This is a genomic window from Treponema parvum (genome assembly GCF_017893945.1).
GTDB classification, from domain to species: domain Bacteria; phylum Spirochaetota; class Spirochaetia; order Treponematales; family Treponemataceae; genus Treponema_D; species Treponema_D parvum_A.
Map to the genome: position 1 here is coordinate 2,388,674 of NZ_CP054257.1, position 19,473 is coordinate 2,408,146.

At 41.8% G+C, this 19,473-nt stretch carries 17 protein-coding genes and 1 pseudogene; 13 read left to right on the forward strand and 5 right to left on the reverse strand.

Going from position 1 to position 19,473, the window contains the following annotated elements:
- Window positions 1-9 precede the first annotated feature (9 nt).
- A pseudogene (locus tag HRI96_RS11930) lies at window positions 10-749 on the reverse strand (SDR family NAD(P)-dependent oxidoreductase); the annotation flags it as partial.
- 248 nt (window positions 750-997) lie between these two features.
- Here HRI96_RS11930 and HRI96_RS10625 point away from each other — a divergent pair.
- Window positions 998-1,876, forward strand: coding sequence for a PfkB family carbohydrate kinase (locus tag HRI96_RS10625; RefSeq protein ID WP_210117326.1), 879 nt, complete (start codon window positions 998-1,000; stop codon window positions 1,874-1,876).
- Window positions 1,877-2,018: 142 nt separating this feature from the next.
- The gene (mscL, locus tag HRI96_RS10630; RefSeq protein WP_210117327.1) at window positions 2,019-2,432 is read left to right on the forward strand and encodes a large conductance mechanosensitive channel protein MscL; all 414 of its coding nucleotides are present in this window, start codon (window positions 2,019-2,021) and stop codon (window positions 2,430-2,432) included.
- Between the two features lie 78 nt (window positions 2,433-2,510).
- On the opposite strand, the gene HRI96_RS10635 is transcribed toward mscL, so the two are convergent.
- The 4 genes from HRI96_RS10635 to HRI96_RS10650 all read right to left on the reverse strand — a co-directional run bounded on the left by HRI96_RS10635 (window position 2,511) and on the right by HRI96_RS10650 (window position 7,136).
- Window positions 2,511-3,983: a sulfatase gene (locus HRI96_RS10635; protein WP_210117328.1), complete on the reverse strand. Its 1,473-nt coding sequence runs from the start codon at window positions 3,981-3,983 to the stop codon at window positions 2,511-2,513.
- A gap of 22 nt (window positions 3,984-4,005) precedes the next feature.
- Complete coding sequence (locus HRI96_RS10640) at window positions 4,006-5,511, reverse strand: tripartite tricarboxylate transporter permease (protein WP_210117329.1); 1,506 nt, start codon at window positions 5,509-5,511, stop codon at window positions 4,006-4,008.
- A 15-nt stretch (window positions 5,512-5,526) separates the two neighbouring features.
- Window positions 5,527-5,994 carry a tripartite tricarboxylate transporter TctB family protein gene (locus HRI96_RS10645; RefSeq protein ID WP_210117330.1) on the reverse strand — a complete coding sequence of 156 codons (468 nt, stop codon included), beginning with the start codon at window positions 5,992-5,994 and terminating at the stop codon, window positions 5,527-5,529.
- A 173-nt stretch (window positions 5,995-6,167) separates the two neighbouring features.
- Complete coding sequence (locus HRI96_RS10650) at window positions 6,168-7,136, reverse strand: tripartite tricarboxylate transporter substrate binding protein (protein ID WP_210117331.1); 969 nt, start codon at window positions 7,134-7,136, stop codon at window positions 6,168-6,170.
- A gap of 303 nt (window positions 7,137-7,439) precedes the next feature.
- On the opposite strand from HRI96_RS10650, the gene HRI96_RS10655 reads away from it, so the two are divergent.
- From HRI96_RS10655 to HRI96_RS10705, 11 genes are all read left to right on the forward strand, one after another.
- A complete protein-coding gene (locus tag HRI96_RS10655) occupies window positions 7,440-8,591 on the forward strand; it encodes an ABC transporter substrate-binding protein (protein WP_210117332.1) in 1,152 nt (383 codons plus the stop codon).
- 186 nt (window positions 8,592-8,777) lie between these two features.
- Entirely contained in the window at window positions 8,778-9,650 is an 873-nt protein-coding gene (locus HRI96_RS10660; protein WP_210117333.1) for a branched-chain amino acid ABC transporter permease, read from the forward strand.
- A gap of 9 nt (window positions 9,651-9,659) precedes the next feature.
- Window positions 9,660-10,529 (forward strand): branched-chain amino acid ABC transporter permease, encoded by an 870-nt coding sequence (locus HRI96_RS10665; protein ID WP_210117334.1) that lies wholly within the window; start codon window positions 9,660-9,662, stop codon window positions 10,527-10,529.
- Window positions 10,530-11,294 (forward strand): ABC transporter ATP-binding protein, encoded by a 765-nt coding sequence (locus tag HRI96_RS10670; RefSeq protein WP_210117335.1) that lies wholly within the window; start codon window positions 10,530-10,532, stop codon window positions 11,292-11,294. It begins immediately after the preceding gene.
- Window positions 11,291-12,004: an ABC transporter ATP-binding protein gene (locus tag HRI96_RS10675; protein ID WP_256729230.1), complete on the forward strand. Its 714-nt coding sequence runs from the start codon at window positions 11,291-11,293 to the stop codon at window positions 12,002-12,004. Before HRI96_RS10670 ends, HRI96_RS10675 begins: the two co-directional genes overlap by 4 nt.
- Window positions 12,005-12,068: 64 nt before the next feature.
- Window positions 12,069-12,437: a cupin domain-containing protein gene (locus HRI96_RS10680; RefSeq protein ID WP_256729231.1), complete on the forward strand. Its 369-nt coding sequence runs from the start codon at window positions 12,069-12,071 to the stop codon at window positions 12,435-12,437.
- 19 nt (window positions 12,438-12,456) lie between these two features.
- Window positions 12,457-13,809 carry an oxidoreductase gene (locus HRI96_RS10685; RefSeq protein WP_210117337.1) on the forward strand — a complete coding sequence of 451 codons (1,353 nt, stop codon included), beginning with the start codon at window positions 12,457-12,459 and terminating at the stop codon, window positions 13,807-13,809.
- 9 nt (window positions 13,810-13,818) lie between these two features.
- Window positions 13,819-14,586: a 3-ketoacyl-ACP reductase gene (locus HRI96_RS10690; protein WP_210117338.1), complete on the forward strand. Its 768-nt coding sequence runs from the start codon at window positions 13,819-13,821 to the stop codon at window positions 14,584-14,586.
- Window positions 14,587-16,524, forward strand: a complete 1,938-nt coding sequence (locus HRI96_RS10695) for an FAD-dependent oxidoreductase (RefSeq protein WP_210117339.1) — start codon at window positions 14,587-14,589, stop codon at window positions 16,522-16,524.
- 334 nt (window positions 16,525-16,858) lie between these two features.
- Window positions 16,859-17,839: a sugar ABC transporter substrate-binding protein gene (locus tag HRI96_RS10700; protein WP_210117340.1), complete on the forward strand. Its 981-nt coding sequence runs from the start codon at window positions 16,859-16,861 to the stop codon at window positions 17,837-17,839.
- Between the two features lie 130 nt (window positions 17,840-17,969).
- Window positions 17,970-19,460, forward strand: a complete 1,491-nt coding sequence (locus tag HRI96_RS10705; RefSeq protein ID WP_210117341.1) for a sugar ABC transporter ATP-binding protein — start codon at window positions 17,970-17,972, stop codon at window positions 19,458-19,460.
- The last annotated feature ends 13 nt before the right edge of the window (window positions 19,461-19,473 follow it).

The following is a 19,473-nucleotide window of genomic DNA, read 5'->3' on the forward strand; positions in this document are numbered from 1 at the left end:
TAAGTACTGTCACTGTTTTGAAGTCAAACCGCCGTCCACAAAGAGGATCTGCCCCGTAATAAATTCCACCGCATCGCTGCAAAAAAACAAGGCCGCATAGGCCAGATCCTTTGTAGTGCATATTCTACCCAAAGGAATCCTGTTTATCAAATTCTTATAAAAAACGGGATCGTCCAGCTGAAAAGAATTTATGGCAGTCCGCGTAAAAGTGGGAGCGATAGCGTTAACCGTTATTCCATATTTTCCCCATTCGCACGCCAACTGCTTCGTATACATGTTTACGGCGCCCTTTGACGCACAATATGCGATGTAATCCTGATCCGTCCCTATCAAAGATTTTACCGACGACACTGAAAGAATTCTTCCGTAGCGCTGATCGATCATATGCTTTCCCACGGCGGAAGTTACCAAATGCAATCCGCGTAAATTTATTCCAAGAACATAGTCCCAAGTTTCATCATCGTATTCTTCCGCTTTTTAAGCTTATTTACGCCTGCGGCGTTTACCAAAATATCGATACGTCCGGTTTTTAAGGCGGCTTCTTCCGCCATATTTGTGCAGCTTTTTGCGTCAAGCAAATCAACCTTTACAAAAAAATACTTTTTATGATTTTTTTTTGCAATCTCCGGTAAAGGGTTTTCAGCTTTTTTTTCCTTTGCGCCTGCAAGGATAATATCGGCGCCGTTTTCCATAAGCGCCTGAGCGATGGGAAGCCCTATGCCCCCTCCGCCGACAATTAAAGCCGTCTTTCCTTCAAATGAAAAAACATTCTTAAAATCGTCCATTCAATCCTCCGGTACCGATTCATTATACTCATAAAAAAATTTTTTTGAATACGGGCATGCGCAAATAACGGCCGTACGCACATGATATACGCTCAGGCATATGCACGCACACACGGCGGCGATCATGTAGTCGTTCACGGAAGATAAGCGCAACAACACAGCAACAATGCGGTCGATTTACAGAGACGGTTATGTTATAATGGTAAAACAATATGAAATTTATCTGTTTCGGAGAAATACTTTTTGACATATTCAAAGATTCGGCAAGAATCGGCGGCGCTCCTCTGAACGTGGCCGCGCATTTTCAAAAACTCGGCGCAACGGGAACTATCGTCAGCGCGGTAGGAGACGACGAATTGGGACGATCGGCGTTGGACGCCGTTAAAAAATTCGGAATAGGGACCGACCACATTCATATAAGCGAATTTCCTACCGGAAAGGCTGAAGTTTTTCTTGTCGACGGAATAGCCGACTACGCTTTTAACGAGCCGTGCGCTTGGGACGACATAAAAATTTCCGATGAGCTAAAAGGGCCGTTCGACGTTTTATGTTACGGAACTCTTGCACAACGCAGCGAACAAAACCGAAAAGCCCTCTGCCGAATATGGAACACTCTCGACGTCCCCGTAAGATTTTTTGACGTAAATATCCGTAAAAATTTTTACAGCAAGAAAATAATCGATCAAGGGCTTCGTCACGCCACAGTCCTTAAAATTAATGATGACGAAATTCACGTTATAGCAAACGCCGTAGACATCGGTAAAAAGAGTTTCGATGAAACGATAGCGGAACTTTTTTGCCGGTATCCGCTCGATATAATCTTAGTAACTCTCGGGAAAAAAGGTTCGGTTTGCTGTACGAAGGATGGAAAAATTTTCCGACAGGACTGTAAAGACATAACCGTCGTAGATACGGTCGGCGCGGGAGACAGTTTGTCCGCCGGTTTTTTGTACATGATTCTTAAAGGCGCTCCCCTGCAGAAGGCACTGGCCTTCGGATCCGTCCTTGCGGATTATGTCTGCGCGCATCAGGGCGCAATTCCCGAATACGACGAAGAGCTTTTAAATAAATTTAAAGAATTCGGTATTTAACCCGAAAAAAGCCTTGCAAAATATCAAAATAACAATAGAATAGCGAAAAAGAAAAATCATCGAAATGCGGCGGTTTTTATCTTTAAAAATTTACGTAGTAAATTAAAATTCATATTTTCGTATAGACTCTACAGGAGAAAAAATGGAAGCACAAAAAATAGGCGCAAACGTTAAAAACACTCTTACGGATTTTAAAAAATTCATCAGCAAAGGAAATATTATCGATTTATCTTTAGGCGTCGTGATAGGTACCGCCTTCGGAAAAATCACTACATCTTTAGTAAACGACGTCATTATGCCGATCATCGGTATAATTATCGGCGGAATAAATTTTCAGGATCTGGTATTTAAATACGGCGAAGCCGTTATCGGTTACGGTAAATTCATTCAGAGCATCATTGACTTTTTAATCATAGCCGCCTGTGTGTTTACCTTCACTAAGATATTCAGCAAATTTAAAGCAAAAGAAGAAGCAAAGCCTGCCGCTCCCGATCCCAATATCGTATTGCTCGAATCCATAAGGGACGAATTGGTAAAATTGAACGAAAAGAAATAAATACGCAAACTTAGGCGGTACGGCATGCGCCGCCTAAGTTCCGGCGATAAGGCTTAACCTTCGCGGCACACGTTTGTGTTAGGAATTCTCCTTTATGGGTAACCCCAAACGGATATATTGATCGACCGGCGCACCTGCCCATTTCATCAATTTTATAAGTTTTTTCTGCATTTCAACTTCAAGCTTATCGTCTTTTAAAGGGGAATTTTGCTCCCAATCGTTTTCATAGTCGAACAGAAGAGAATCTCTGATAAATTTCGTTGATTTAAAATGCCCTATGGGAAAATAAGCCGGTATTTTATAAACTGGAAAATCCGTGTATTCAAGGAAACGCCCCATTTCTATTTCGTCCCGTTTCGTCTGTCCCATAAATTTCAGCAGCGTCATCGGCATCGAACAATAATTATATAAGGGTCTGTTATCTTCTCGCACGGCAGCCTTAAAATACGTATGTTTCCCGTCAAAAACATTTACGGCTCCGCCGAACCATCCGTATATTATTTCCTTTCTTGTTTTTGCTTTTTCAAGACCAAGCAAAGACGTGCCAAGCATGGTTTTGGGAGCCGGTACGTTAAAATAATCAAGGAGCGTTACCGGAATATCTATTGTCTGTGAAAGATTATTTATGCGGCTCTTTGCACCTTCTCCCTTAGGCTTTTTAATCATAAAAGGTATGTTGGAAAGCTGATTATAACCGTGCATAAAATTTTTTCCGGTAAAGCCGTGTTCGCCCAGTAAGTGACCGTGATCCGTCGTCAACATTATGAGGGTTTCATCATAAATGCCCAAATCTTTCAGTTTTGTTATCAATTTACCGAACCAATGATCGGCCATTGTAATGCAGGCCGAATATCGTTTTTTAAGATGTTCTATAGCCTCGGGAGGTTCGGTCACTTCATCGTATGACGAACAATTAAAGCGAGGACCTGAGTATGTGTCGTTATAGGCGTCAAGGTATTTTTGAGGAGTTTCAAACGGTTCATGAGGATCAAATACTTCCACTTGCAAAAAATAATTATCTTCATCTTTATTTTTTTCAAGCCAGTCGCAAGCGGCCATAAATGTCCGAGGCGTGGGATAGTCCGTTTCTTTTACAAAGGCTGTGCGGTTCCTTTCATATTGGGTAAAAATCTTCCCATAGTGTTCGCCGACGGAAGGTGCGGTAACCGTAGATATCCACGGATCGTATTCCTGCCCTCGTATATAATCCCATGTGCTGTATTCTTGAAGATAATTTTCACCTCCGCGATCCATATAATGACAGTGATCAGTCACAATGTGGCAAAATATCCCATTCTTCTTTAAAAGATCCGGCATCGTTATATCATATGCTTCTACCGGTCCCCAACATCTTTCTAAAAAATCGGGACGCCCCGTCAAAAGATCGTGTCTTGCCGGCATACAAGGTGCTGAACTTATAAAGTGCCGATCAAAAACACAGGCCTCTTTTGAAAAAGCATTTATGTTGGGACTTAAAACTTGACTTTTATCGTTATAACATGTCAAATAATTTCTATTCAGACTGTCCATCAAGACCAAGATCGCTTTCACACTTTTCTCCTTTTTCTATAATTTATTCACCTTGATCGATATCCGCCTTGGCGACATTCAATATATCGTTTCTCTTTTTTGCTTTTTTATTGTACCTTGCATTTAAAACAGGAATTATTATTGCAAGAATCAAAAACACCGTCCCTGCTCTAAAAACATTGTTTGTCAAAACCGAACTTAAAGAACCGAAGGCCATAATCGATCTGCGGAAATTCAGTTCAATTATCGAACCCAATATAAAGCCTAGAATCAAAGGCCCCAAAGGATATTTATTTTTTTCCAAAACATAACCCAGAATTCCGAAAAACAGCATTCCCCAGCAGTCAAACGAACGGTTATTTACGCTGCTTACGCCGACAACACAAAATACAATTATGAGCGGATAAAGAAAATACTTTGGAATCGCCAGTATCTTTACAAATCCTTTTATGGCAAAAGATTCTATAATCAGCATGAGAACATTCGCAATAAATATTCCTATGATGATGTTTCTGATAAGTTCAGGGTTGGCGCCAAACAAAAGAGGACCGACTTCTACGCCGTGCAAGGTAAGTCCGCCCATGATGATCGCTGTTACGGCATTACCCGGTATGCCAAGGGCAAGCATGGGAATCAGAGCTCCGCCTGAAACGGCATTATTCGACGTTTCCGACGCGGCAAGCCCTTCCATACTGCCTTTGCCAAATTTTTCCGGTTCTTTAGAAGTTCTTTTCGCCTGTGAATATGAAATTAAAGCTGCTTCCGGGCCGCTCAATCCAGGAAGTATACCAATTATCGTTCCGATCACGCTTGATCGTAAAAAAGTTCTTGTAAGATATTTCATTTCTTTGAGTTTCGGAAAAAATCCGTCCTTTTTAGAAAATTCTATTGCTTTACGGTTTTTTTGAGAAATATTCCCTACCTGCGAGAGCATTTCCGAAATTGCAAATACGCCGATTATCACGGTAATAACATTGAAACCGTTATCCAAATCATGATTTCCAAAAGTGAATCTGGCTCTGCCGTCTATGGGACTGGTACCGAAAAATGAAAACAAAATGCCCAGCAGAGTAGCAATCAGCCCTTTTAAAGGATTCCCGTCTATTAACATGCTTACAAGACTTAATGAAAATACGGTGATTCCGAAATAATCGAACGGGCTAAATGCGATGGTTATCTTTGCAAGCAGCGGTGATAAAAACAGCAACATAACGGAGCTGAATATTCCTCCTATAAAAGACGAGATTATCGCCAGACCGAGCGCAATTCCTGCTCTGCCAGATTGCGCCATGGGATAACCGTCAAAGGTAGTCATGATGGAAGAAGGCGTACCCGGTATTCTTAAAAGTATTGCGGATATCAGCCCGCCTGAAACGCCGCCTACATAAACGGCAATAAGCACATTGATTGCCAGCGTAGGATCCATGCCGAATGTGAGGGGAATAAGCAATGCTACAGCAACGCTTGAAGTAAGACCGGGAATCGCTCCGAATATGATCCCGTAGAAAACAGCAAAGGACATACACACTATATTGACAATAAAATTCACAATCGTCTCCTTATTTTAGAACAAGAGGCCTTTCGGCAGGATAACATGCATTAAACCGACAAATATAAAACGCACAAAAAAGGCGGCCGCTACGGAAAAAAGAACCCTGAAAATTATACCTTTTTTTGTTCCAATGGTCGCATTATTTTTATAATACAAAAAATTAGTGGTAAAACACAAAAACAATATCGTTGAGACCGTAAAACCCAATACCTGCAAAAGGGCCAAATATAATACCAAACTCAACAGAACTACGCCTCTTTCTTTTAAAAACAAACTTGCAAATTCGAATTTTGTCTTATCCTTTTTTAAAATTTTCCAAACCGCATAGCACAAGACGGTAATCAAAAGCAAAACAATAATATACTTTGGGAAAAGTCCCGGACCGCCTGAAGTATCAAAGGACGCAACTCCGTATGACATTGATTCTTTTAAAAATAAGATTGAAAAAACGGCAATTATGCCGATAAAAATATATTCCATTGTTTTGTTACCTCTTGTGTACACCCATTCTATTGTATCTGCAACCGCCGCATTAATGTATGCGTGAGCAGCTGCCGTATGTGCGTAAATTTACACGAGCTTAGCGGTCAAAATTAATCGTGCTTAATCTTTTTTAATTTTAACCGCATATTATTACAGCATAGAAAAAGCTTTTATTTTATAAATGTCGCGTTTTTTCTGACATCGGCTTCGTAATTTTCAAGGAACAATTTATAATCCGCCGTATTTTTATAAGACACCTTCGTATAAATCTTTTTCATCTCTTCTTTAAATGCCGCGTCTTCGCAAATTTTTTTGATTGCGGCATTCATAGAATCAATTGCCTTCTGCGGAGTTCCTTTCGGCGCCCACACGCCGATGACTTCTTCCAAAAGAGTATTAAATCCGGATTCCTTTAAAATTTGAACATCGGGAAGAAATTCGCTTCTTTCGGGGCCCCAAACGCCTATAGCTTTAAATTCATTTGAATTTATATACGGGATGGTTTTTGCAGTTGAATCAAAATAAGCGTCAACACGGCCGCTCATAAGTTCGGGTGCTTTTACGGAAACGCCGCCTATATCGATTATATTGAATTTAACGCCCAATTCCTGCTGCATTGCAAGAACTCCCATAAATAACGATGTTCCCATAGGCGCTCCGAATTTTACTTTTCCAGGATTTGCTTTTGCATCGGCAATAAGTTCCGAAAATGAATTATATGGGGAATCTTTTTTTACTACTAAGACTTGCTCCGACGAAGCAAATGCCGCCACCACTTCAAAATCTCTAAATGTAAAATCCAAATTTTGCAAAACTCTTTGAACAGCAAAACCCGGAACCGCAATGAGAAAATTGTATCCGTCCGCCTTGGAATTCAAAACCTGTCTTGCGCCTACGGAACCTCCTGAACCGGTCACGCTATTTAACACAACATCGACGGAGTATTCCTTGTCAAGAAAACGAACAAAGGACTGAGCAATCGTACCCGTAGATCCGCCAAGCGGAAACGGAACAATAAATTGGATTGCATTTACAGGATAATCGGCTTCCGCGCTCCCCTTGTTTTCACTTGTCCCCGACGCAAATACTAAAGCCGAACAAATCAAAGCATAAAACATTAAAATATGAATTTTTTTCATACCGTCCTCCTCCTTATTATTTAGAACTTAATAAAACCTTATAACACAAATTCAAATAAAACAACTATTTTTTTTATTTTTTTGATCTTTCAATCATAAATCGAACATAAACCCTATTATAAAATCATTTATTTCCAATATGCGGTTACACCATCAGTTTCCCGGTGATTCTTTACAGATTTTATTGAAAATTTTCATTTTAAGATTGACAATTTTTAAAATGAGGGTATAAAATGAAATACACTCTGCAAACGTTTGCAGAGTGTATTACGGCTATCGGCCGAAATTTTTAGGAGAAAAAAAATGAAAAAAATCCTTACAATCCTGTTTGCCTTCACTGCGGCAACGGTTGTCTTTGCTGCAGGCGGCAAAGAACAAGGTACGTCATCCGGAACCGTCACGATCGGTATTATTCAGGACACAACAGGCGCAACTGCGACTCTCGGCAAATCCGTTCAAAAAGGGGTTGAAGACGCCATTGCGGACATTAACGCTTCAGGCGGTATTGCCGGCAAACAGGTAAAGTACATCGAATACGATACGGCGGCAAACGTGGACACGGCTATTGCAGCTTATATCAGAGCGGTGACCGTCGATCAGGTAGATTTTCTTTTCGGCCCGCCCATAGCAAACATTGTATCAGGGATTAAAGCAACTACGGCTTCTTACGGTGTTCCCATGATCACTTTTGCCGTCGATCCTAAATGTTATACGGATAATAACGGTAAAATCTACGAATATCTTTTCTGTGCTCAGCCTTCAACCGTCGTTCAAGGACAAATTATGGCTGAATTTGCCATTCAAAACGGTTTTAAAAAATTCGGTGTTTTTTATACTCAGGACAATTCGTATTCTGTCTCTCTACTTAGCCCGTTTGTAGACACTGCAAGGGCGAAAGGCGCCACGATTGAAAATAAAAACATCATCGGGTATAACTCTTCCGAAACCGATATAAAAACTCTCATCCAACCTATCATTAAGGCGGGCGTAGACGCCATATATTGTCCCAATTACCCGGCTCCTCTTGTTCTTATAAAAAAGGCTTGCGATGAACTCGGCTACAAGGGGGCTATCATTTCAGGACTGGACGGCTCTCCTGCATTCAATAAACAAGTGGGCTCGGATTGTTCCAACGTTTACTACATAAACAATATTGATGTATACGAAGCCGAAACCGCAAAAACAATTGCGGAAAGATGTTCCGACGTAGGAGCACCGAACAAATATTTCCTAGGATATGATTCCATGCGTATGGCCGCAAAAGTGATGGCACAGGTAGGCACAAAGGGAGCCGATGTCGCTAAGGCGCTTTCTACGGCTCAGTATGATGGCCTTACCGGCACAATAAAGATGGATCCTGCAACACACATGCCAGTACTCGGAACTCCCATGTTTATGTATAAATACGACGGAATAAAGCCTGTAATGCTTCAAAAATATCCTGCGTCAAAATAAAATTATCCGTCTTGCAATTTGCAAACACGGATAGCAAAAACCAACCGGAGTTGAACGTTACGCCGACCTCCGGTTGGAAAAATACAGAGTCTAATCGGTATCAACCCGTGGGGCAACCGGTTGGACTTCCGCCATAAGACGCAAAAAGTTTTGTTTTTTCACGTATAGTTTTTTGAGGAAAATATTATGTCGTTTCAGGTTATGACCAACGGTATTTCAACCGGAACAGTATACGCTTTAATTGCCATAGGCTTCGCGCTTGTATTCAACATACTTAAATTTTCAAATTTTTCTTACGGCGCTACTATGACGGCTTCGGCTTTTATCGCCTATTTTCTTGTGTCATCCAAGGGACTAGGTCTTGTTCCCTCTCTAATAGGTTCCGCCTTGTCCGGCGCTGTTATCAGTGTTATAGGCGAATTTATAGGTTTTAGAACTCTTTTAAAAAATCATTCTCCGTCAACATATTTTTTTGTATCATCGATCACACTCGGTACCTTATACGAGGGTCTTGTTACTCTTAAGACGGGGACCAATTTTTATGTGTATCCGAATTTTTTCAAAGAAGCTTCCGTAAAAATATTAAACGCCGTGGTTTCCAAGGAAAATATTCTAATGTTGGTAATAAGTGCGGGCGCTCTCATAACGCTTGCTCTTGTAATTCAAAAAACCCGCATAGGAAGAGCTATCCGCGCCGTGTCTTTTGACCGCAACACTTCGGAACTTATGGGCATAAATGCAACTCTTATAATCCAAATTGTTTTTGTTATTTCCGGCATATTCGGCGGATTGGCAGGATGCTTTCTCGGAATTAAATATACACTTACCTCAACTCTAGGCTCCCTCGTTGTAAAAGGTTTTATCGCCTCTGTCATCGGAGGACTTGGAAGTCTTACAGGGGCCGTAATCGGCGCAATGCTTTTAGGAATAATGGAAGCCGTGTTTCTCAGCACGATCGGCTCCGGATGGGCGACGATTGCATCGTTTGCCGTAATGCTTGTCTTTTTGCTCGTAAGACCTCAAGGCATCGCCGGCAGCAATGTTCAGGAAAAAGCGTAAGGGGGAATTATGCGGTTATTTCTTTATGTTCTTACACAGGTATGTATCACGCTCGTATCCGTCTGCGGGATTAACATACTCACCGGACTTACAGGCATGTTTTCCCTAGGATCGGCGGCCTTTATGGCCATAGGCGCCTATGTATCGGGACTTTTGGTTTTAAGACTCGGCATCAGCATGTACCTTGCGTTTATCATTGCCATCGCCTTTTCCGTGTGCGTAGGCTTTATAATAGGCTTCCCCGTTGTAAGACTGAGAAGGGATTATATTTCCCTAGTAACGCTGGGCTTCGGCGAATCGATAGCTCAGCTCATACTGCAGCTTAGCCAATACACCGGCGGGGCGTTCGGTCTTATAGGAGTTCCCAGAAAGGTGAATGTGTGGTTTACCCTTGTAGCGGCGATAGCTGCAATCAGCATTACCGCATGGTTTAAAAACAGCAAATACGGCAGACAATGCATTGCAATAAAGAGTGATGAACTTGCAGCGAAAGCCATGGGTATAAACGCTCCAAAAGTAAAAATGATCGCCTTTCTTTTGTCCTGCGCCATGACCGCTTTTGCAGGCTGTTTATATGCTTTTTACGTAGGCTATGTAGGACCCACAGACTTCGGATGGAAAAAATCGGCTGATTGGGTAATCATGGTATTTTTCGGCGGAGTAAACAGCCTTACCGGATCAATTTTCGGAGGAGCCTTTTTAACTTTTTTGCCGCAATACATGCAAAGTCTAAACAAATATAGGTATATTGTTTACGCCATCCTTGTGCTGCTCATACTGAATTTTAAACCCAATGGAATTTTCGGAGAATGGGAACTCAGCCGTAATAATCTAAAAAGACTCTTCAAAAAATCCACAAAAAATAAGGAAAGAGATTAAATGGCATTACTGGAAATAAAACACATAAGTAAGAATTTCGGCGGCGTTAAAGCCATCATAGATTTTTCCCTAAAAGCCGATCCAGGTCAGATCCACGGTATTATCGGTCCTAACGGCGCAGGAAAAACGACCGTATTCAATACCATTTCAGGTGTGTATCAAGCCGACAGCGGACAAGTGATCCTTGACGGACAGGACATAACAAAACTTCCCCAATACAAAATAACGAGACTAGGGATGGGCAGAACCTTTCAAAACATAAGAATTTTTAAAGGTCTGACTATCGAAGAAAACGTTTTATGCGCCTTTGATCCTCAAAGCAAGTATTCAATTGTCGGAGGTCTTCTTCCTACCCCCGCCAGACACAAGGAAGAAAAAAGGGGCCGGCAGCTTGCTCAAAGATACCTTGAAGTTGTCGGAATGGCGGACAAAAAAAATGAAAAACCTGAAAATCTTTCTTACGGCAGCCAACGAAAGATCGAAATCGCAAGAGCTCTTATGTGTGAGCCGAAGGTGCTTCTTCTTGACGAACCGGCGGCAGGTCTTACCCCGACCGAAGTAACTGAACTTACCGAGCTTATAAAAAAGATTTCTCTTGATTTCGGATTCGCAATATTACTGATAGAACATAGGCTGGATCTTGTCATGTCGATATCCGATCTTATACATGTGCAAAATTTCGGACAGACTATCGCTGTTGGAACCGCAGATGAAGTTAGGCACGATCCGGCAGTGATTGAAGCATATTTGGGGGCGGAAGAATGAATGATCACATAATGCTGAACGTAGAAGGCCTTTCTGTAAACTACGGTCACGTAGAAGCTTTAAAAGACGTAAGCATAAAAGTAAAAAAAGGTCAGATCTGTTCCATTATCGGAGCGAACGGGGCAGGAAAGTCTACTCTGTTAAAATCCATAAGCGGCCTTGTAAAGCCGTTACGCGGTTCCGTTTATTTTGAAAATGAGAAACTCCCCAAAAGAGCTTACAAAATCGTAAGTAAAGGAATTATCCATGTTCCCGAAGGGCGAAAGACATTTTCCGGGCTCACAATAGAAGACAATCTTCTTGTAGGCGCATATCTTTCGGACAAAAAGATCATAAAAGAAGACTTACAAAAGCAATATGAACTTTTTCCCATCCTGAAAGAACGCAAACACCAGTTTGCGGGAACTCTTTCCGGAGGAGAACAGCAAATGCTTGCCGTATGCAGAGGTTTGATGTCGCACCCGAAAATCCTTCTTTTAGATGAGCCTTCAATGGGGCTTGCACCCATAATAGTAAATCAAATTTATGATTTAATCGTAAAGATACGAGAATCGGGAATAACCGTTCTGTTAGTCGAACAAAACGCAAAAAAAGCTCTTTCTATCTGCGACTATGCCTACGTGCTTGAAAACGGAAAAATAAAACTTTCAGGCACGGGTAAAGAACTTTTAAACTCCGACGAAGTCAGAAAAGCGTATCTCGGGGGATAAAATGCAATGTTCGTTTACGCACCGCAGAGTGTACCGCTCTGTGGCATGACCGATGGGGTATAAAGTGGAAATAAAGAACTTTGAAGACATACCTTTTATGGAATTTCCTACGGGAAGAAGGACGCATGTAATGATCGGGCAAAACGGCGCAATAAAAGGGCAAAAATTTTGTCAGGGTTTTGTTGAAATCTTTCCGGGAGGATCAATTCCCGAGCATAATCACAAAACAGTTGAGTCTTATACAATCCTAGAAGGAGAAGGAGAGATAACCGTTGACGGAGTAACGCTGCCGATCAAAAAGGGGCAATACGTCTTTATGGAAGCATGGCAAAAACACAGCCTTGTAAATACCGGGAAAGAAAAAATGCTTATGATGTTCGTTTATGCACCGCAGATAGTCGCGGATCACTGGGCTAAAGAAATAAAATCCTGATCAAACAAGGATGAAAAGTATGAAACATGAAAAATTTCATTATAAATCCCTCGAAGAGATAAAGGCAAAATGTAAGGAGCTTGGGATCGACATTCCTTTTGCCCGCGACACAAAAATCCTAGGCGAACCTCTAAAAATCAAAAACATAACGCTGCATAACAGACTGGGCATAGCTCCGATGGAAGGCGCCGATTCCACTCCCGACGGGAGGCCTACCGATTATACTGAACGACGATACACAAACGAAGCCGTCGGAGGCGTCGCCGTCATATGGTACGAAGCGATCTCAATCGTAGAAGAAGGACGCTCTTCAAAAACACAGCTTCTTCTTACGGAAAAAACGCTTGACGATTTTAAACAGATGAATGAAAAAGTAAAGGAAGCGGGGCTTAAAGCAAACGGATTTTACCCGTATCTTGTAATGCAGGCCAATCATTCAGGACGTTATTCAAATCCCGACAATAAACCTTCTCCTCTCATCGCACAACGCAACGCTTGGCTTGAGTCCTTTAGAGCGGCGAACGACGATTGTATAGTTTCCGATGATTATCTTAAACAGCTTGAAGAAAAATTCGGAAAATCCGCGCTGTTGGCAAAAAAAGCGGGCTTTGACGCAGTGGACATTAAATCCTGCCACGGATACCTTTTTCAGGAAGTAATTGCAGCGTATGACCGTCCCGGAGAATACGGAGGTTCTTACGAAAACCGCGCAAGGCTCCTTAAAAATTCGATCAAAGCGGCAAAGGCGTATGAAGACGATACTTTTATGATCACATCCAGAATAGGAATTTATGACGGATATCCATCAGGATCAATAGGATTCGGACAAAGAGCCGACGGATCGATAGATTTGACGGAGCCCAAACGGCTTATAAAGGAACTTCACGAAGATCTCGGCTTAAGCCTTGTAAACATAACTATGGGCAATCCCTATGCGACAACCCATGTTACGCGCCCTTTCGACGCCGGTAAATATCCTCCGGACGAGCATCCTTTTGAAGGCCTTTACCGCATTCTAATCGGCACACATGAAATAAAAAAGACCGTTCCAGACATGGCAGTCTTAGGTTCGGCGCCCACTTATCTTAGAGAATATGCCGATCTTTACGCGGCGGGAGCGGTTGAACAGGGCGTTTGCGACGGATTTCTTTTCGGCAGGATGGCATTTGCGGATCCGGATTTTGCAAATGAAATCGTAAAAAAAGGAAGAATCGACCCCAAGAGAGTCTGTCTTACCTGCGGCAAGTGCGGCGACCTTATCCGCTCCCACAAGCCTACAGGCTGCGTCATAAGAGACAGTAAAACATATATGCCATTCTATAAAGAATTCATTGAAGAAAAAAAATCTCTCCCTTCCAATTTCAGGGGATAAAGGAGTTTTATGAAAAAAACGGCAGTAATAACCGGAGCAAGCCGCGGAATCGGTTTCGCGATTGCAAGAAAGCTCGGTAAAGACGGTTTTAATGTTGTTATCGTTGCAACCGGTTCTAAAGAAAAAAATCAGGAAAACATGGATACTCTCACGGCGGATAAAACAAAATGGGCATATGTCAGGGCTAACATAGCCGACCGTGACGACCGGCTTAGGATAGTAAGAGAGGCCGTCGACGCCTTCGGCAGAATAGACGTTCTTGTAAACAATGCAGGCGTAGCGCCTCTTGTAAGATCCGATCTGCTTGAAATGACGGAAGAAAGTTTTGACAGAGTTATCGGCATAAACACAAAAGGCACTATGTTCCTCACGCAGGCCGTCGCAAAGCAAATGTTAAAGCAGGAAATTCTTGGAAAAAAAAGAGGAACTATCATAAACATATCCTCGTGTTCTGCAGAAGTTTCTTCAATATCGCGCGGAGAATACTGCGTTTCCAAAGCCGGAGTGAGCATGCTCACTACATTATACGCAGACAGACTTGCAAAAGAGGGTATCCTGGTTCATGAAATACGGCCGGGAGTGATAGCTACGGATATGACTTTAGCAGTTACCGAAAAATATGACAAACTCATAGGGGACGGTCTTTTCCCTATCGCGAGATGGGGCAGCCCGGAAGATATCGCCGCGGCAGTTTCGGCATTTGCCGACGACCATTTTCTTTACACAACCGGAAACTACGTGGATGTCGACGGAGGCTTTCACATAAAGAGGCTTTAAATGAAAGCATGCGGAACAATTTCAAACCTTAAAGCGTATCGCGTCGAAACTGTAATATTGGGAAGCGGGGCTGCAGGATTTAATGCGGCAGACCTTTTACATAAAGGCGGCGCAAAAGACATAGTTTTGGTAACGGAAAGTATAAGGGCGGGAACAAGCAGGAATACGGGATCGGACAAACAAACATATTATAAATTGTCCCTTGCAGGATCCGATTTGGACAGCATAAGAGCTCTGGCAGGCGATCTTTTTAAAGGAAGATGCGTCGACGGCGATATAGCTCTTTGCGAAGCATCTCTGTCCGCTCCTTCCTTTCTTCGCCTTGCAGACATGGGCGTTCCGTTTCCGCAAAACAGATACGGCGAATACATCGGTTATAAAACCGACCACGATCCGTTCAGAAGAGCCACTTCCGCAGGCCCGTACACTTCAAAGTTTATGACCGAATGTCTTGAAAAAGCCGTCCTTGCAGACAGCATTGAAATAGCCGACGGCCTTCAGTGCGTAAAAATCCTCGTAAAAAACAACCAAGTCAAAGGAATCGTCGTCTTAAGCCGAAAGACGGCGGAACTCTCCGTAATATTTTGCCGCTCCCTTGTGCTTGCCACAGGAGGACCTGCGGGAATTTATTCTATGAGCGTATATCCTGAAAGCCAGTACGGCGCCACGGGAATAGCTTTTGAAGCGGGTTGCAAGGGAAAAAATCTTACGGAATGGCAATACGGACTTGCTTCCGTAAAGCCCAGATGGAATGTTTCAGGTTCGTATATGCAGGTCTTACCTAGGTTTGTGTCGGTAGATAAAAACAATAACGAATACGATTTTTTATCCGACTATCCGTATTCAAGACCCGAAATGCTTTCAAGGGTCTTTTTAAAAGGTTATCAATGGCCTTTTGACATAAGAAAGCTTGAAAAAGGATCTTCAATCATAGATATGCTTTGCCACCTTGAAATTGAAAAAGGCAGAAAGGTCTACCTGGATTACACTCACAATCCCGACGGCAAAGAAATTCCGTGGAAAGAACTTTCCGAAGAAGCGAGAAGCTACCTTGAATCTTCCGGAGCGACGGAGGATACTCCCGTTAAGCGGCTCAGAAAGCTAAACGAACCGGCCTACAATTTTTATCTTGATAAGGGCGTAGACCTTGAAAAAGAATATCTTGAAATTTCTTTATCGGCGCAGCACAATAACGGGGGCCTTTCGATTGACGCCTGGTGGCAGTCTAATGTCGAAGGAATATTTCCTGTAGGCGAATGCGCAGCCAGTCACGGCGTCTACAGGCCCGGCGGAAGCGCATTAAATGCCGGCCAGTGCGGTTCAAGACGAGCGGCTGCATGGATATTGGCAAAAAGAACCGGCGATTGGGAATGCGATACAAAAGGTCTTGACGATCAAATTCGCGATGTTTCCGTCTTGCTTTCGGACGCCTTGAGCGGTTCATCCGACGCCCGGGAAGCTTACGAAAACGCCAAGCAAAGAATGAGCCTTTCAGGTTCGGCGATAAGGAGCGCCGATGCAATCCGCGAAGCGCTTAAATTTGTCTGCCTTTCCCTTGAAAATTTCAAGACATTTAAAGTCGACCGAAAATCTCAAATATGGATATTATTCGAATTCAGGAACGCCCTTTTAACGCAAAAGGTATACCTTGCTTCAATGCTCGACTATCTTGAAAACGGCGGGGAAAGCAGGGGGTCGTCTCTTTATTCCGATCCCCGCGGCAAAATTCATCCTGTAAACCTTGACAACAGATTTATTTACAATCTCGAAGACGAAAGGGAACCTTCCGTAATACAAGAGGCAAGTCTCGTTTTAGGAACCGACGAGGCGGCAAGCAAGGTCGTTTTTTCAAGACGGCCTCCCCGTCCGATACCCGAAAACGACGACTTTTTTGAAAACGTTTGGGCCCGCTATAGAAGCGACAAATGCGTGTTTTAGGGCTCCTGCCGGCATCACCGAACGCTTTACGTTATGTTCCTTACGGAAGTGCCTTTATAAATTTTGGGGTTTGACAGGGGCGCTAAAATATTGATTATTATATGTGCGCTTTTACGCACAAATTCAGCTACTGCCAAAATTAATATTTTGTTCGAATTTTAAATTTTAATCTTTATTTAAAAACCAGAAATCGTCTAATAAAATAACCATGTATTGGGTTCAAATGAAAATTTAAACTTGACAGATGCAACAGCGCATGCTATTTTAAATTTAGCATTTATTATAACATTATAATAATACAACAAAATGACGTTATAATAAACTAGGAGGCCATATGAAGAAAAGTTTTACAGTATTTTTCTGCCTTTTGTTGAGCTTCGCTTTTGCAGGAGGCACAAAAGAAACAAAGTCGGAGGCCATAAAAGTCGCCTATTCCATTCCCGGCCTTAGCGCTCCAATTTGGACGGCGGCCAGTCAAGGTTTCCTTGCTAAGGCTGCCGAATACGGATTGTCAGCTGAAATTTTAGATCCGAATGATAATCTGGAAAATCAAATTTCACAAATTGATAATGCAATGTTAAAAGGTCTAAAAGGTCTTGCAATTACACCAATAGACGGTCAGGCCGTTTCCACTTTGATGAATAAAGCGCAGGCGCAAAAAATTCCTGTAATAGCAATCGACCGTCAAGTTGCCGGATACTCTTTGGCGACTGTTGAAGCCGACAACTTGCTTATAGGCAAATTATTGGGTGAAAAATATCTTAAAACCATTGGAAACAAAGATGGTCGCGTACTTATCGTAGGCGGTCCGTTATCTTCATCCGCTACTGTAAATAGAACGGAAGGTTTTAAGGCGGCCATAAAAAATGCGAAAAATGTTAAAGTCGTTGCGGAATCAGCGACTGAGATGGATGCGGAAGTCGTCCTTGGGGCAGTAACTAATTATCTCCAGGCAAATCCCGACATTAATGCTATCTTTAGCTGTACTGATTATATACTTCCGTCTGTTATGACCGCTTTAGCAGAGAAAGGCAAGTTGTTTCCTATCGACGATCCTAAACATGTAAATGTATATTCCGTAGATGGAGACGGATACGGGTTGGATCAGGTCTTGGTCGGCAACATTGATGCAACTTACGGGCTGGACCCATACGCGTGGGCAGCTTCAGCAGTTCAAGCTATCAAAGATAACCTTGACGGAAAATCCGTTCAAAAAAATATACTGATTCTGGGTAATATAGTTACAAAAGAGAATCTCAAATCTCTAAAGGAAAAAGGTGCTCTTTGGGGTGCATCTTCAATGGAAAATAAATAAATGTAACGGGAATATACTTCATTTTATCTAGAATATGCATACCGCCAGGTAGGGTAATGAAAAAAATTTAAACGCGGTCGCTAGGCACGATCGCAAAGCGACCAGCGTTTATTTTTTTAAGGAAGCAAATATGCCGGATTCCGTAATAGTTCACATGAAAGACATATCTATCTCATTTTCCGGAAATCTTATACTGAATAAAGTAAATTTTTCACTTCGTCAAGGAGAAATCCATTCATTAATGGGCGCTAACGGGGCAGGCAAAAGTACACTTATAAAGATTCTTAACGGAATATATCATCAGGATGCGGGGAATATTATACTCTTTGGAAAAACTGTTAAAATCAAGGATCCCAAAGATTCCGAACGGTACGGGCTTGCCTTTGTACATCAAGAGTTGAACATGTGTCCTGACATGACTGTTGCAGAAAACATGTTTATAGGTAATTGGGCAAAAACTCCTTACGGGCTATATGATCAAAAGCAAACATCTAAAAATGCCACAGATCTTCTAAATAAGATGGGTATAGATCTTAATCCCGATACTCCTGTAAGAAAACTTAGAACGGCAGAAAAACAGATAATCGAAATTCTAAAGACTCTTACAAGAAATGCAAAGATAGTTGTTTTGGATGAGCCGACCTCAAGCCTTACCGAAAACGAAAAACAAAAATTTTTTGAAATAATATGCCGTTTAAAAAATAAAAATGTATCTATAATTTTTATTTCTCATTTCCTTGAAGACGTAATGCATTTATCGGATCGTGTAACGGTTTTAAAGGACGGTACGGTAAACGGAGAATTTACAAGAGGAGAATATTCTAAAGAAGACCTTGTTCAAGCTATGATGGGCGTAAAAGTAATGCAATCCACGTTTAAACCTTTTGAAAAAACTTTCCATGGGGAGCCCATCCTTAAAGTCGAAAATCTTAATAGTAAAGGCAAATTTAGTAATATTTCTTTTTCAATAAACAAAGGAGATATCGTCGGTGTTTGCGGGCTTCTGGGCGCGGGAAAAACAGAAATAGCCAGAGCAATTTTTGGACTAGACTCGTTTACAAGCGGGAATATTTACATTGACGGAAAATTAATAAAGACCCCGACCCCGAATATTATGCTTAAAAACAAAGTAGCATTACTCACAGAAGAACGAAAAAATGAAGGATTTATTCCTCTTTTATCCGTCCGTGAAAATATAACTCTATCCATAATTAAAAAATTGAAAAAGGGCATTAAAATAAATTTAACAAAACAAAAAAAATTTGCACAAGATATCGCCGAGACGATGTTAATAAAAATGTCTGGTATAGAACAGCCTGTTTTTGCCTTATCCGGGGGAAACCAACAAAAAGTAGTTTTGGCAAAATGTCTTGCAAGCAAACCAAGGTTATTTTTACTTGACGAACCTACTAGAGGCGTTGATGTTCTTGCGAAATCGGAAATATACAAAATACTTCGCAAATATGCAAAAGAAGGTATTTCCGTACTTATCTTTTCTTCAGAAATTGAAGAACTCCTTTCAAACTGTTCAAAAATACTTATTTTACATAAGGGAATTATAATAAATTGTGTCGATTCGTTATCAATAACAAAAAACGATCTTCTAAAGATGCTCGGATAATAAAATCCGCCAA